The organism is Bdellovibrio sp. GT3, assembly GCF_037996765.1.
In the GTDB taxonomy this organism is placed as follows: domain Bacteria; phylum Bdellovibrionota; class Bdellovibrionia; order Bdellovibrionales; family Bdellovibrionaceae; genus Bdellovibrio.
Genome location: NZ_JBBNAD010000004.1, coordinates 735,296 through 749,962, shown reverse-complemented (window position 1 = coordinate 749,962; position 14,667 = coordinate 735,296). Strand labels below are relative to the sequence as shown.

Sequence of the window (14,667 nt, the reverse complement as noted above, 5' to 3'; positions counted from 1 at the left end):
CGCGGAGTTTATCAACCCGCACCCCCGCCCCAGACTCGACGCGCCGCATTTTGATAATGCATTGAGCCGCATATTCTACAGGCGTACCATACGTTCATGGGTCAAAAAAAGAAAACCGAAATCATCTGCCGCTGTAACAATGTGTCCCGTGCGACCATTGAGAAAGCCATTACGGATGGTGCCAAGACCCTGAATGAAATCTTCGACACCACCACCGCCGGCGTTGGCCCCTGTGGAGGTTCCTGCCGCCGCAAACTCGCGCCCCTTCTCGATCACTATCTAAGTACCGGTCAGTTTCCTGAAAAAATTCAGGAAGATCTTTCGGGTAAAAATTCGGTGAAGGATGAAGGCAGCGAGAAAAAAACTAAAGAGTAGTACTACGACGCTTTTTGCTGATTCAGTCGGTACTGAATCATTTTGTGAACTTCCGGTCGACACGTGCCACATTGAGCACTTGCTGAGGTCTGACGAGTCACGACTTCAGGAGTACGGGCTCCTGCAATAATAGCCTGATCAATTGTGTGCGCAGAAATACCGCGGCAATGACAGATCTCTGTGTCTGGCGCAACGGCTTGCCACTCGCCACGCAGGCGCAGAACTGTCTCACGCAGAAGTAAACTGCTGTGATCCTGCCCTTCTGGTACGGGCCATTTTGAAATATCCGCACCGAAGGATCGGCGCATTTTCTTCATCATATCCATAAATTCTGTACATCCCACATGAGAGACTTTTAAAGTTCGGCCCAATGGTTTATCAGGTGCTGAAGGGTCCTCCCCCTCAGTTTCAACTTCAATAAAATCACGACCGTCGAGTTCGACTTTAATCTTCATATAAGCTACAATTCTAGAGGAAGATCCCTCTTGCCCCAAGGCCAGTTATGTTAAATCTCAAAATACTACTGCTCAGTCGAAAGTTTGAAATCTACAGCAGCCGTCGTTTGGTCGAGGAGATCGTATCCCGTGGTCACACACCACTGTTGTGGGATCCGGAATGGCCTTTAGAGCGTTTGAAAATCCAGCCAGACATTATCATCCCCCGCATCAGCAGCTTTCAATTTAGCGAGGCTGTAAAAGTTCTGGAAGGCCTTCAAAGTCGCTCTGTCATCACCCTCAACCCGTCTCAATACTACACGGTGGCTCGCAACAAGTGGCTGACACACAACTCACTAACCACAGAGGGCATCGCAACTCCCCTCACATATCTGATTTCACCCAATGAAATTCGCAGTCCGTTATCCTTCCCGGTTATTGTGAAGCAGCTTGAATCAAGCAAGGGTGAGGGCGTGTACTTAGCGCACAACGAATCAGAGATTCAGAAAATCTTCACAACCTCTGGCGATGCGCATTTAATCATTCAGGAGTTTTTCCCGGAGGCTTTTGGGACCGATGTCAGAGCTTTTGTCATCGGTGGTGAAATTCATGCGGTGATGAAGCGAACTGCCCAACATGGGGAGTTTCGCAGTAATCTCGCATTGGGTGGCACAGCAGAGTCTTGCGAACTCTTACCCGGCGAATCTGAATTGATTTTAAAGACAACCCGGCTTTTGGGTCTGCAGGTCTCTGGTGTCGATCTATTGCGAACTCGCAAAGGCAGTCTGGTTTTAGAGGCCAACCCTTGTCCGGGCCTTGAAGGCATAGAAAAATATAGTCAGAAGAACCTTGCAAGCAGCATCATTCAATTTGCGGAGGAGCTATATGACCAGCACCAGACCTCGCGTTGAGCTGATTCCAATCTTTGAAGACAATTATGTCTTCTGTTTGATTGATCAAGACAATCAAGAGGTCCTTGTTGTCGATCCCGGTGAAGCCGCAAAGACTTCGCAATTTCTGAAAGAAAATAATTTAAAACTAAAAGGCGTCCTGCTGACCCACCACCACAACGACCACATTGGCGGCGTGAGTGCATTGGTCAGCGAACACCCGGCTCCGATTTTTGCTCCGGCAAAAAATAAAAATCAAATTGGCAAAGCCGACACCTGGGTCACTGAAGGCGAATCCGTGAAACTGGGACCGTTTAACTTTGAAGTGCTGGAACTCCCGGGACACACCTTGGGTCATGTTGCCTACTGGGAGCCAAAATTGAAATGGCTTTTTTCGGGAGATGTTCTGTTTGGACTTGGCTGCGGTCGCATCTTTGAAGGTACTTACGATCAAGCATATACAAGTCTGCAGCGATTCAAAAAGCTTCCCTCCGAAACCCTGGTGTACTGCACTCACGAGTACACGGAAGCCAACTTAAGATTCTGCAAAATGCTATCGAACCTCGACAACTCCCCCATCACGGGCGACAGCGAAGAGCTGGAGATGTACGAAAACCAGTTACTTTCCCGCCGGGAAATGGACTTGCCATCAGTACCACTGAAGCTTGCGGTTGAATTAAACGTCAATCCATTCCTGCTGGCGAAATCCGTATCGCAATTCACGTACCTTCGTGATCTGCGCAACAAGCAATAGATCAGAAAATAAAAAAAAGGCTTCTGAAATTCAGAAGCCTTTTTCCCTTTGGACAAAGTGTGTCCGTACCTTGGTGCGACCTTATTGCTCGACAACTTCGCAAGCGAAAGTGCCAACAGCCGTTTTTTCACCCAAGCCCCAGTAGTACAACTGAGCAGAGTGGTCTTTTACATTTACGGAAAGTTCGAACTCTGTGGAACCTTCAACAGAGAAAATGTATTCAACAGAAGATGGAGTGGAATCAACATCCAACCACAAAGCCGGACCCGTCAAATCACGAGTGTCCAATTTCAAGTTGCCCACTTGCAAAGACCATTGTTTAAGGCCGTGGCGGAACAACACTTGGGGATTGCTTTTAAGATCCAATTCAGATGGAACTTCAGCTTTGTTATTCAACTGAGTCACTGAGCAATCAAAAATGCGCTCGTTAGCGAAAGAAACGGAAGCAAAAAGAAGAGTGAATGCGATGATTGCAGATTTCATTTTTTAATCCTTTGTTTTGATGGGGCATCCTTACCTCAGGCCACCCCAAAAGTCGCCTTAAATTTACGCCTCAGTTTCAACGATCCAGGTATCCTGATCCTCGAACAACTGTTCCAGCAGGCCACCTTCAATTAAATAGTCCTCAGTAAACAGCTCATGCATTGTCAGGGCCTTTTTAGTCAGCTCTTGGTAAGACAAAGTGCGTTGCACATATTCGTCCTTCGACATCTTAGGACGCACTGGAGGGCGTTCCAGAACCTTCTGGCCATACAACAGGGTATCGTAGCTGTAGCTGTTAAACACTAAAGCTTCCAAAGCTGTGTATGGAGAGTTTGTGCCGAAGTTGCTGGCACTCAAAGGAGGACGCTGATTGAAAAGATCCACCACCAGCTGTGCGTCGCCGATATTGGTATTCGCGCGGCAATCCTGCCAGTACTTCGTATCCAATTGTTTGTTAAATTTATAATGAATTCCCAGGAACCAACGGAACGTATCCCAAGTGGCGGCAATTTCCTGATTGATCCCTGCGATGCTGGATGTGTCCTGCATATTATTCGGCATCAACTTACACAAAGTCATAATGCTATGAACAGCGGTTTGAATTGCCGTGGATTCCAATGGCTCAACGAATGCGTAGGCATTGCCCAAGCCGAAAACGTTCTTATTCCAGGCTTGCTTGTGACGGCCGGAACGGAATTCCACGATCTTGTGACTTTTAATCGGGCCAAATTTAGCTTCGATTTCTTTTAAGGCCGTAGCTTCATCACAATAATCTGTGGAGTGCACATAGCCATGATGGTTCTCGTGCCTCATCGGGATTGTCCAGCACCAGCCACTATCCATAGTTGAGCACTGAGTGTAGGGCTTGATCACGTTGTTATGGGACGTTTCAAAAGTGATCGCGCGGTTGTTGCGCAAAGTGGAGGTGAATGGAATGAATTCGGTTTTTAAAGCCTGACCCAAAATGCGTGAACGGAAACCCGAACAATCAATATACAAATCAAAAGACAGCTTTTTCCCGTCGTCTGTTTCCAACGAAGTCACAAACTCATTGTCATCAAGGTGAACTTTTTCAACCACCGCATCCACGATAGGAATCTGGCGCTGTTTAAGTGTCTTGTTCAGGAAGCGGATCAGGTTCTTATTATCGATGTGGTAAGAAAATGGAATGCTTTGAAGCAAGGACACCATCTCCCCGCTTTTTTCACGCACCACTGGGATTTTGTTATTATCCATCAACACCGATGCCCAGTTGGCATTGTTGATAGAGTCCTCGTAGTAATGACTTTCCTGCTGGTGACCGGCAAAGAAGTTAAAGTTAAAGTGATAGTCCCCCGGGCAGCCCCAATCAAAGCGAATGCCCAGTTTCAATGTCGGCTGTACTTCCCGGAAAAATTCCTGAGGATCAATCCCCAAAGTTCTATGCAAAAAGGGAACGATTTCTGTGGTGGTGCTTTCGCCCACGCCAATCACCGGAATCTTGCTGGATTCAATCACCGAAGTTTGGATTTTAGGGTGCATTTTTTTAAGCGCCAAGGCCGCAAGGTAACCAGCCGTCCCGCCGCCCAGAATGCCGATGGATTTGATTTCTGTTGTGGGAAATTTTTGAAAATTCAGATAGCTAAGATCAAAAGCCGTGTCGATATAATCAGACAAAGACGCCATGGGAAAACCTCGTTTTTAATGGCAAGGTTATCCCATATCGGCGCCTATGATTCAAAGGTCTTTAGGATTCAAAGAACTTTTGCTGCCACAGAGCCCGGCGCTGGTCGGTTACGCCATACTCGCTAAGTAAAAATTTCTGTACGGTACCGGCCTTGGATTTCATTTCCTCCAAAGCGGCACTTAAGAAGCTCTCGTGAGCCCCCATCATGTACTGAAATCCTTCCATGGCTTTACCTGACAAAATCCCCTGAAACTGGGTCATCAGATTGTTACGGAAAGGTGCCAGGCCCGTCTGCGTTTGCAGGTAATCCTGCATGACGTGCCCCTCATCCACACCCAATCCCAACAACATCAAAGCCGTACCAACCCCGGTGCGGTCTTTGCCTACAGCACAGTGCTGAAGCATGCCTTTGCCTGACATCTCGTCCATCACAGCAAACATGCGGTGATAGGCTGAGTTATCAAATGGCAGAGTTCGATAAAGTTTTTCCATGTAATGTGGCGGAATATTTTCCAGATGTTCTTTGGTGAAAAATGAACCCAGATTCGCGCTCATGCGATAGGCTACAGGATTTGCCGGGCAGTTCTCATACACCACTCCATCCCACAAGACATCTTTGTCATGAGCGGCCTCAGAGGGATCACGGAAGTCAATGACGTGTCCGATTGTGGTTTGCAATAACACCACATCTTCGTTTGTCAGCTTATTCAAAGCCCCGGAACGATAAAATTGACCGGGTTTTAGTTTATGACCTTGTACGGAAACATGACCGCCCAGATCGCGGAAATTGATAGCGCCCTTCAAATTCAAAGGAGCCTCCTTGTTTACAGATGAAATTCTATTTTGCTGACGTCCTGGGACCTATTTCAAGTCCATAATTGCATGAACATAGAAGTGACCTTCGCGAAGCTCATACTTTACATCACATCCCAGAATATCAAACCCGTAGCGCTGTCCCCAGCTCTTGGAATCCGAAATCGGATCCTGACGTTTTTGAAAAGCTGGACGAGGGTCCAACTCCAAAATGCTGATGATCAGATTACGAAGATTGTTTTCATTCTTCGGATCGCGTTTTTTGATTTCAGACTCAGCCTCATCAGAAAACACCACATCTGTGCGCTCGATGGGATCACTGGCCCACCCTGCGTTCGCCTCAGGAATCGAGTCTGCGTACGGAATATAGGGCTTAATATCAAGCACCGGAGTCCCATCCAGCAAATCCACGCCGTGAACGTGAATCTCAGGACCGCTTTTGGCATCGAAATCAATTTTTTCAATTTTTACCGCAGACATCCCAATCGGATTCGGCCGGTGCGGAGAGCGCGAAGCCAAGACACCCACCTTGCGATTGCCACCCAAACGCGGTGGACGAATGCTGGGCTTCCAGTTCTTGCCACCGTGTTCGTGGAAAACGAAGACAATCCACAAATGAGTGAACTCTTCGAGCGAGCGAAGAGCCGTCAGTAAATCAGGATCAGGAAGTATTTTGATAATGCCCTTGGCAGGATTTGCCAGGCCCGGCTGGCGAGGAATTCCAAACTTATCATGAAAGGGCGTTTGCACATGCCCTATCGCTGAAAACTCAAAACTCTCGCCATGCTTTTGCATACTAGTTCTGTACGCCGATTTTGATTTTCTCGCCGTCAATATCGCTGTCGTCTACGTGAGCGCCCTTTGGCGTTGCAGACATTGGCAGGATGTTTAACGTGTGAGTCAAAGTTTCAGACGTGATCATGTCCTTGTGCGCGTTCAAAGCGTCAAGCAAAGCGCCGTCACAAGCGATTTCAAGAGTGATTTTATCATCAAGCTTGAAGTCCGCTGTTTTACGAGCAACTTGGATCTTACGCATGATTTCGCGAGCCAAACCTTCACGTTCTTGCTCTGGCGTCACTGTTGGATCCACTTCGATAGATACCACTTGGTGAACTGACAAGTTCGCGTTGCCACCTTTAGGGGCTCTGCGGATCTCAACGTCAGCCAATGTGATTTCTTCACCGTCAACAGTGACTGAACCACCCGTTTCAAGTTTCAAGATGCTTTCAAGAGGCAAAGCCATGATGCCTGCACCCACAGATTTCATCTTAGGACCCAAGCGCTTACCCAATACTGGGAAGTTGGCCTTGGCAGTGACTTGAACGAATTGGTCTTCGTTGGAGTTGTAAACAACTTTGCGGAAATTCAATTCGTCCACGAAGAACGGCTCGAACTTTTTCAAAGTTTCAAGCAACGCCGCACTTCTGTGGATGATTTTGATTTCGTTCAGTGGGATTTTCGCCTTCACACCGATTTTCTCACGGTGGTTACGACCCAGCGTTACCAACGTGTCCATCGCCTTCACAGCTTCTTCAAGCTCTGGGCGAAGCATAGAAAGATCTTCCGGTGGGAAACTTTCCAAGTGAACCGAGTCTTTTTTATTCGGCAAAACCTGTGACAAGTTTTTATAAGTTACTTCCGACATGAACGGAGCAAATGGCGCCATCAAACGTGACAACGTCACAAGAACTTCATGCAAAGTCTCGTAAGCGAAACGTTTTGTTTCAGGCATGCCTTCTTGCCAGAACAAAGAACGGTTGAAACGGATGTACGTGTTCGTCAAATCTTCAATGAATGAAAGCAAGTGAGGAACAACGTTGTACAAGCGATAAGCGTCCATCTCTTTGTGAGTGTTCGCGATCAAACCATTCAAACGAGAAAGAACCCATTGATCCAGGATGTTTGGAGATTTCTTAGCATCGCCCTTTGGAACGAAGCCATCGATGTTCGCATAGTTCGCAAAGAACGAATACGAGTTCCACCATCTCAACAGGATTTTACGAACGATATCGTAAACACCTTTTTCAGAGAATTTCAATTCTTGAGCCTTCACCACTGGTGAATCGATCAAGTACAAGCGCAATGCATCCGCGCCATGTTGGTTTAGAACTTCCATTGGATCAGGATAGTTTTTCAAAGACTTCGACATCTTACGACCGTCTTCAGCCAACACCAGACCATTCACAACAACGTTTTTGAATGGAGCTTGGTTGAACAAAGCAGTTCCGATGATCGACAAAGTATAGAACCAACCACGAGTTTGATCCAAACCTTCAGCGATGAAATCCGCTGGGAATGCTTTTTTGAATTCTTCCACGTTCGCATCTGGGAAACCCCACTGCGCGTACGGCATAGAACCAGACTCAAACCAGCAGTCCAAAACGCCATCCACGCGTTTAAGCGCAGACTTGCCAGTTGGAGACGGGATCGTGATCTTATCCACAAATTCAATGTGCAAATCATCAACTTTTTGACCAGAAAGTTTTTCCAGTTCCGCACGGGAACCGATACACATCACTTCGCCTTCTGTATTTCTCCAGATCGGAAGCGGCGTACCCCAGAAACGGTTACGAGAAATCGCCCAGTCACGAGCGCCTTCCAACCAGTTACCGAAACGACCATCACGAAGATGATCTGGAACCCATTGAGTTTGCTTGTTGTTCGCAATCAGTTGTTCTTTGATTTTTTCAACAGAAACAAACCAAGAAGAAACCGCACGATAGATCAGCGGCGTGTCGGAACGATAACAGAATGGGTAACTATGTTGGATGGTATCTTGTTTGAACAAGTTCCCTTTAGCTTTTAAAGCCGCGATGATGTCTTTATCAGCTTCTTTAACGCGCTTACCTTGATAGTCAGGAACTTCTGCTGTGAACATACCGTCGTCGTCGACAGGATTCACAAGAGGAATGCCCGCTTTAGCACAAGCATAGTAGTCTTCCTCACCGAACGCCGGGGCCATATGAACAACACCCGTACCGGATTCAGTCGTTACGTGATCAGAAGAAATAATACGGAACGCACCTTTTTCAGCGCGATCACCAAAGTATGGGAACAAAGGTTCGTAAGTCAGACCTACAAGCTCTGTGCCCTTCATCATTTGCAGAACTTCAACTTCTTCATCTGGTTTTTTGAACACGGATGGAAGCAATGCTTGCGCCAGGATCAGTTTACGACCTGTCGCTTTTTCTTGAACCTTCACGTAGTCCATTTCCAAACCAACAGCCAACGCCATATTGGAAGGCAATGTCCAAGGAGTCGTCGTCCAAGCCATCACTGCTGTATCTGGTTGGTTGATGAGTTTAAACATCACCGTGATCGCAGGGTCCTGAACCATTTTATAGTTTTGATTCGCTTCAAAGTTTGAAAGCGATGTCGAGATCCCTACAGAGTAAGGAACAACTTTATAGCCTTCATAGATAAGACCTTTTTTGAAAAGCTCCTGGAACACCCACCATACAGACTGCATGAAAGAAACGTCCATCGTGAAGTATGGATTTTCCATATCCACCCAACGACCTACGCGGCGTACAGTAGTTTTCCACTCAGTGGAGTAACGTTTAACAATCGAGCGACAAGCGTCGTTGTATTCAGCCACACCCATTTTGAAAACGTCTTTACGGGATTCAATTTTATGAGTCTTGTTGATTTCATACTCAACTGGAAGACCGTGGCAGTCCCAACCGAAACGACGAGGCACTGTGTAGCCCTTCATCGTCCAGTAACGAGGCACGACGTCCTTCAAAACACCGGCAAGCAAATGCCCGTAATGCGGAAGACCCGTCGCAAACGGAGGACCGTCATAGAAGCTGTAAGTTTTTTTACCCTTAGGATCTAGAGTTTGCTCGAAAATTTTTTGCTGATCCCAGAAATCAAGAATGCCCTCTTCTTGCTTGGCAAGTTGGACATCAGGTTTTACTGCACTATATGGAGTCGATTTTGGAGTGTTTGCATTCGTCATAGGTCCTTAAGATTTATCAGGTTTTCACCAATCATGCATCCTTTCAGGACCTCAGAAAGGACAAATGCGCTATGCATCAAAGGTCTTTTCTGAACAGGAACAGGAGTATAACCAAGAAATGCAACCTCAAGACACGACTTCTCCGACTGTTCCCGCTCGTACAATCACTCTGCTTTTAGGCCTTACGGTCGGTGTGATTGCAGCGAATCTTTATTACGCCCAGCCGTTGGTGGCCTTGATCAGCGAGTCCCTGGGAATTCAAACATCTTCTGCGGGACTGGTTGTGACACTCACTCAAATTGGTTATGGCCTGGGAGTCTTGTTCCTGGTTCCGCTGGGTGACTTGGTGGAAAACAAAAAACTAATTCTCGCATTGATGGGCCTCACGATTCTAGCCCTGTTGGGTTTGGGAGTGGCAACACTCGTCGTCCCTTATTTTGCAGCCGCCCTACTTTTGGGAGTTGGAACCTCGGCTGTACAAATTGTCGTCCCCTATGCTGCCCACATGACTGCTGAATCACACAGGGGCCGCGTGGTCGGCGGACTGATGAGTGGTTTGATGTTGGGGATTATGCTAAGCCGCCCGATCTCGAGCTTACTGACCGACATGTTTTCATGGCATGCGGTGTTTTTCCTGTCAGCGTCCCTGATGCTGGTCATGGCCTTCGTTCTTTTTAAATTTCTTCCCCCGCGCAAGCCCGAATCACAAAACCTGCACTACGGCAGACTTCTGGCATCCATGGGAAAACTTTTGATTTCCACCCCGGTACTGCGCCGTCGCGGTGTTTATCAGGCCTGTATGTTTGGCGCCTTCAGTTTGTTTTGGACCGCAGTGCCCTTGTATCTGCTAAGCCCCACCTATCACCTATCCCAATCCGCGATTGCGTTGTTTGCTTTTGCCGGTGTGGCCGGAGCGATCTCCGCCCCCTATGCTGGAAAGCTTGCGGATCGAGGACTGACGACACCTGCGACGATCATCGCCATGCTCTCAGCGATCGCTTCATTTGGTGTGACTCATTTGCTGGAACCGGGATCTTTGACAGCCTTGGGTGTTCTGGTTTTTTCAGCGATTCTACTGGATGCGGGAATCACCGCCACTTTGGTTTTAGGACAAAGGGCGATCTTTTCCTTAAAACCGGAATATCGCGGACGCTTGAATGGTCTTTATGTCGCGATTATCTTCGTCGGTGGTTCGATTGGCTCCTATGCGGGAGCGTGGGCTTACTCTCATGGCGGCTGGGATCTGACGACAAAAATCGGCGCCTTGTTTCCGGCCGTCGCACTGGTTTATTTTTTAACCGAGTGGATCACCGGTTTTAGAAGAAAATAAAAAAGGCCCCATCGGGGCCTTTTTTCATTATTTACTTTTGATCACTGGATTGGGGTGTAAACACCAATCGGGTCAGATTAGCAAACTCCACCACTGACATGCTCTTCACTTCGTTGGACAGAATCACTTCGTTCAAAAGACGAATGCCTTCAGACGAGCGAGGCGCCTTACCACGAGTCAAAGCCACACGGTAGATCACTTCATGCAGGATTGCCACGGCACGGTCCTGGGAGTTCAATGACTTCCAATAGAACTGATTCACCGTGTACAGGGACTTTTTAGGATACTGAATCGGCTTCTGCACAACCAAAAGCTCCAGATTGCAATGCTTGCCCGGCAAAACCACCACACCAGCATCGTCCAGAACATTTGGCAGATAGCCTTTTACGAAATTCACTTCGCTATAGAAGGAATCCACGTAGCCTTTCAATGTTGCAAACAACATCGGGTGAAGCTTTTCAATTCTTTGCAAATAGGCTTGAGCCAAAATGACTTCATCCGGAGTGCCTGTCGTGTTTGGAAATTCAATTTGTGCCAGATCCCACGTCCAGTTGTAACGCAAATCCAATTCAAAGCGATCATAGAAACCAACCACCTGACCTTTGCAAATAACCACGTTCCCGGCGTTACCCACAAATGTCCAAGCATGACCCATCGCTGGAAATACCAACAAACCCGCAAGCAAAATACTCTTCATTAAGTTATTCATCTCTTCCTACCTTCCTGCTACTGTGACTGGCACCAATTGAACTGCCAGGCTGTACACTTCCGTTGTGTCACCTTTATCCATAAGCTCTGCCATACGAACATTGAAATCGAGAATGATTTTTTTGGCCTTCGCCAGATTCTTAACGTTCGCAGGAAAAACCATACTGGTAATACTGCGAGATTCAACCGGATCGCGATGCAGGGATGTTACCGAGCGACCAATCATCTGGCGATGAAACTCACGCATCACTTCTGAAGGCACCTCTGTGGGCGCACTGACATTGGTGAATGCCGGGAGGAATTTGCCGCCATCATCAACAACCAGGCCGGCTTCAACCAGACGACTTAAAGCCCCCTCAGCCTGCAACATGGAGATCTCCAGACGACTCACGATGCTGTTGATCGTGTGATCGAAACCTTTGGTCGAAATCAAATTGAAGATCGCCATGTGCTCCCAATCAGAGATAATCGCGAATTCATCTTTGGAAATCGAACGCAGCGTGGAGACCGGTTGTGCTTTGGCAATGGCAATCAAAGACTGCATGCGCTCTTTGTCTTCCGGCGCCAACTTCAGTAACTCCGCAATACGCTCAGTTACTTTTGATCCTGGAATATAGCGACCATGAATCAATTCCCACAAACGACCTTGAGTCAGTGAAAGATCACGTGCGAACGCACGCATTGAGTACTTGGGATTTTTCCGACGGCGCGCCAAAAAAATCTCATTAAAAAAATTCGATAACTCGGATGTTTTTTTCATAGACGTATTCCCCATGGCGGAAAAACTATTTCACAAAAGTAATCGGCGCAATGCCCTTGCCGTGGTGCTCTGACTCCAATGGAGTCGCAAATTAAAAAGCGTTCTCGTATAAGCACTCATGGAATGTGGTGGAATATCTAGAGGTTGGAGCTTGATGTCAATATCTTGATGGGTACTTATCTGCCTTGGAATCACCGTTCCTCACGTTCTCCAAGGCGTCCAAAAATCATTACTAAGTGTTGTGAACTTTCGAGATTTCCAGCTCTCTAAAGTTTTGTGTCACATCGTCAAAGAAGGACAGGTGGCCATTCTCAAGATCGAAGTAAACGCCCAATAGCTGCAAGCCGCGATCTTTCACAGCAGAGTCAATAAACGGGAATGTTCTAAGATTCTCAAGCGAGGTCACGATAGAAGTTTTCTCACACTCGCGACATTTTTGATCCAGATCACTGTGGGGATGCGCCTGCAAAACTTTGTTTTTTGCTTCCTCAGCGATACTCATCCATTGCTGCACGAACCCACCTTTTTTAATGGCTTCCGGCTGAAACAAGGAGCGAATACCGCCACATTGACGGTGCCCAAGAATCACAATGTTCTCGACTTCCAAGTTCACCACGGCAAATTCAATTGCCGCAGACACCCCGTGAAAACCCATGTTGGATTCAAATGGAGGCACCAGATTTGCCACGTTTCGAACCACAAAGATTTCACCTGGAGATGAAGAAAACAAAATTGCCGGATCCACGCGGGAATCACTGCAGGCAATCATCAAAGTTTTAGGGCTTTGGCCAGTGGAAAGATCCTCGTAAACGGAATGCTCGCCCTTAAAAAAGCGCTCACGAAACCGGCGGAATCCCACCATCATTTTTAGGATTTCTTTTTTAGTCAGAAGTGATTCTTGAGTCATGGGACATGCTTAATCCCTAAGAAGCGAATGTACAATTTGGGGCTCGCAACTAACGCTTAGCGTTGCGTCAGATTCAATAGGGCCCCACCTGAAGACTACGTCCCCGAACGAGTGACATAATCAAACATCTCTTTGCGGCCACCATAGGTGCACTTGCCATCATTGCAGTTGCGAGTGGCGCATTTGCCACGCAACACTTCCGGAGCATTTGCATCTGTTTTAGCGACACAAACTTTTTTAAATCCTTCGTTTGTAGCAACAGAAGACGCCGGCTTACGAGGTTTGGAAGTGCTAACTTTATAAGACGATGAATCGGCCTTTAAAGTAACGTTGATAGCTGCAGGCTCTGCCGGTTCCTGAGACACTGGCTTTGGCGCCGCTTTCTTAACCACGGGCTCTGGCTTTTCCGGCATCTTTGGCAGCTCAGCCATTGGATCGACATCCAACTCCTGCTCGACCGCCTTCACCGTCCCTTTGCCTTTTTTCCTTTTTATTTTAGAGATTTTTTTAGGAGCTACTGCTGTCTCTTCTTCGTCTTCCGCAAAGAACTTATGACGAACTAACTCTGAGTACTGATCCAAAACACCAATCTCTCCGCGAATCTGACAATCATTGTTGGAACCTTTGATGCAGATTCTTTCCACGCATTTTCCACGCAGACTTGCCAGGGCATTGCGATTGGTCGTGCCAATGCAACGAGTGATCACGATTTTTCCATCGTCATTGGTGCGCTCGGCTTTGCACATTTCCTGCTTTTCGCCATCGGCAAAACAGCTGGCAACGATTTCAGGTTCTTTGACAACGGGCTTTTGCGCGCAGCCCACAGCAACAAGGGCCAATAGTACAACAACGTGCTTTTTCAATGGATTCCCCTTTAGGTGTCTGACATTCAATTTAACAAATTGTCGTTTGGTAGGTAAAGTACTGGAGACGCAATCTTTCAAACTGAGACTAAAATAGAGTTTCTTAGAGCGTGTTTCCCTATAGCCCTGCTATTAACGAACCTATTCGAATTAAAAATTGCTATATTCGACCTTATGAAAAAGGACGCACCTTAGCTGTAGATCGACTGTTTGCCATATCAATAGACTTTCATTTACAGTTTACCCATGAACCTGAAAAATGCGCCCGGAATAGTTGTCATCATTCTAATCGGTATACTGATTGGACTGGGTGCTTATTCCTTTATTTACGCCAAGGGTTACTCCTACCTCTCTGACGATCCCAAGGCCTGTATCAACTGCCATATCATGCAGGCGAACTACGATTCCTGGAGCAAATCAGGCCATCAGTACGTGGCAAAATGTAATGACTGCCACTTACCCCACGGGAACATCGCAGCTAAATACGCGGTTAAAGCATTGAACGGTTTTAATCACGGTTGGGCATTTACTTTTCAGAACTTTCACGAGCCGATTCAAATCAAGGATCTTAATCGCAAGGTTGCGCTACAGAGTTGCCTGAACTGCCACCAACCCATGGTTCAAGCCATGGACATTGGTGCGCACAAGGGCACTGAAGACGACGTTAAGAATTGCCTGCACTGCCACCGCGGTGTGGGTCACGGACAATAGGAGACATCCATG

Annotated in this window: 15 protein-coding genes; 5 read left to right on the top strand and 10 right to left on the bottom strand. The window is 47.2% G+C overall.

Annotation, left to right across the window (positions count from 1 at the left end):
- Positions 1-96: 96 nt before the first annotated feature.
- A complete protein-coding gene (locus AAAA73_RS05195; protein ID WP_340597122.1) occupies positions 97-375 on the top strand; it encodes a (2Fe-2S)-binding protein in 279 nt (92 codons plus the stop codon).
- A 2-nt stretch (positions 376-377) separates the two neighbouring features.
- Here the strand turns inward: AAAA73_RS05195 and AAAA73_RS05190 are convergent, their stop codons facing one another.
- Entirely contained in the window at positions 378-830 is a 453-nt protein-coding gene (locus AAAA73_RS05190; protein WP_340597121.1) for a (2Fe-2S)-binding protein, read from the bottom strand.
- A gap of 47 nt (positions 831-877) precedes the next feature.
- On the opposite strand from AAAA73_RS05190, the gene AAAA73_RS05185 reads away from it, so the two are divergent.
- A complete protein-coding gene (locus AAAA73_RS05185) occupies positions 878-1,720 on the top strand; it encodes an ATP-grasp domain-containing protein (protein ID WP_340597120.1) in 843 nt (280 codons plus the stop codon).
- Positions 1,695-2,453, top strand: a complete 759-nt coding sequence (gloB, locus tag AAAA73_RS05180; protein WP_340597119.1) for a hydroxyacylglutathione hydrolase — start codon at positions 1,695-1,697, stop codon at positions 2,451-2,453. The genes AAAA73_RS05185 and gloB overlap by 26 nt, the downstream gene beginning before the upstream one ends.
- Before the next feature lie 81 nt (positions 2,454-2,534).
- Here gloB and AAAA73_RS05175 read toward each other — a convergent pair whose 3' ends face one another.
- The 5 genes from AAAA73_RS05175 to ileS all read right to left on the bottom strand — a co-directional run bounded on the left by AAAA73_RS05175 (position 2,535) and on the right by ileS (position 9,376).
- Positions 2,535-2,936 (bottom strand): hypothetical protein, encoded by a 402-nt coding sequence (locus AAAA73_RS05175; protein WP_340597118.1) that lies wholly within the window; start codon positions 2,934-2,936, stop codon positions 2,535-2,537.
- Between the two features lie 63 nt (positions 2,937-2,999).
- Complete coding sequence (locus AAAA73_RS05170; RefSeq protein WP_340597117.1) at positions 3,000-4,601, bottom strand: tryptophan halogenase family protein; 1,602 nt, start codon at positions 4,599-4,601, stop codon at positions 3,000-3,002.
- Between the two features lie 61 nt (positions 4,602-4,662).
- Positions 4,663-5,412: a tyrosine-protein phosphatase gene (locus AAAA73_RS05165; RefSeq protein WP_340597116.1), complete on the bottom strand. Its 750-nt coding sequence runs from the start codon at positions 5,410-5,412 to the stop codon at positions 4,663-4,665.
- 51 nt (positions 5,413-5,463) lie between these two features.
- Positions 5,464-6,210, bottom strand: a complete 747-nt coding sequence (gene tsaA, locus AAAA73_RS05160) for a tRNA (N6-threonylcarbamoyladenosine(37)-N6)-methyltransferase TrmO (RefSeq protein WP_340597115.1) — start codon at positions 6,208-6,210, stop codon at positions 5,464-5,466.
- A gap of 1 nt (position 6,211) precedes the next feature.
- Complete coding sequence (gene ileS / locus AAAA73_RS05155) at positions 6,212-9,376, bottom strand: isoleucine--tRNA ligase (RefSeq protein WP_340597114.1); 3,165 nt, start codon at positions 9,374-9,376, stop codon at positions 6,212-6,214.
- 118 nt (positions 9,377-9,494) lie between these two features.
- On the opposite strand from ileS, the gene AAAA73_RS05150 reads away from it, so the two are divergent.
- Complete coding sequence (locus AAAA73_RS05150; RefSeq protein ID WP_445292024.1) at positions 9,495-10,706, top strand: MFS transporter; 1,212 nt, start codon at positions 9,495-9,497, stop codon at positions 10,704-10,706.
- Positions 10,707-10,737: 31 nt separating this feature from the next.
- Here the strand turns inward: AAAA73_RS05150 and AAAA73_RS05145 are convergent, their stop codons facing one another.
- The 4 genes from AAAA73_RS05145 to AAAA73_RS05130 all read right to left on the bottom strand — a co-directional run bounded on the left by AAAA73_RS05145 (position 10,738) and on the right by AAAA73_RS05130 (position 13,944).
- Positions 10,738-11,415, bottom strand: coding sequence for a hypothetical protein (locus tag AAAA73_RS05145; RefSeq protein WP_340597112.1), 678 nt, complete (start codon positions 11,413-11,415; stop codon positions 10,738-10,740).
- Positions 11,416-11,421: 6 nt separating this feature from the next.
- Positions 11,422-12,174 carry a TIGR02147 family protein gene (locus AAAA73_RS05140; protein WP_340597111.1) on the bottom strand — a complete coding sequence of 251 codons (753 nt, stop codon included), beginning with the start codon at positions 12,172-12,174 and terminating at the stop codon, positions 11,422-11,424.
- 232 nt (positions 12,175-12,406) lie between these two features.
- Positions 12,407-13,081, bottom strand: a complete 675-nt coding sequence (locus AAAA73_RS05135) for a carbonic anhydrase (protein ID WP_340597110.1) — start codon at positions 13,079-13,081, stop codon at positions 12,407-12,409.
- 95 nt (positions 13,082-13,176) lie between these two features.
- Complete coding sequence (locus AAAA73_RS05130; RefSeq protein ID WP_340597109.1) at positions 13,177-13,944, bottom strand: hypothetical protein; 768 nt, start codon at positions 13,942-13,944, stop codon at positions 13,177-13,179.
- A 246-nt stretch (positions 13,945-14,190) separates the two neighbouring features.
- On the opposite strand from AAAA73_RS05130, the gene nrfH reads away from it, so the two are divergent.
- On the top strand, positions 14,191-14,655 hold the full coding sequence (nrfH, locus tag AAAA73_RS05125; protein ID WP_340597108.1) for a cytochrome c nitrite reductase small subunit: 465 nt from the start codon (positions 14,191-14,193) through the stop codon (positions 14,653-14,655).
- Positions 14,656-14,667: the final 12 nt, after the last annotated feature.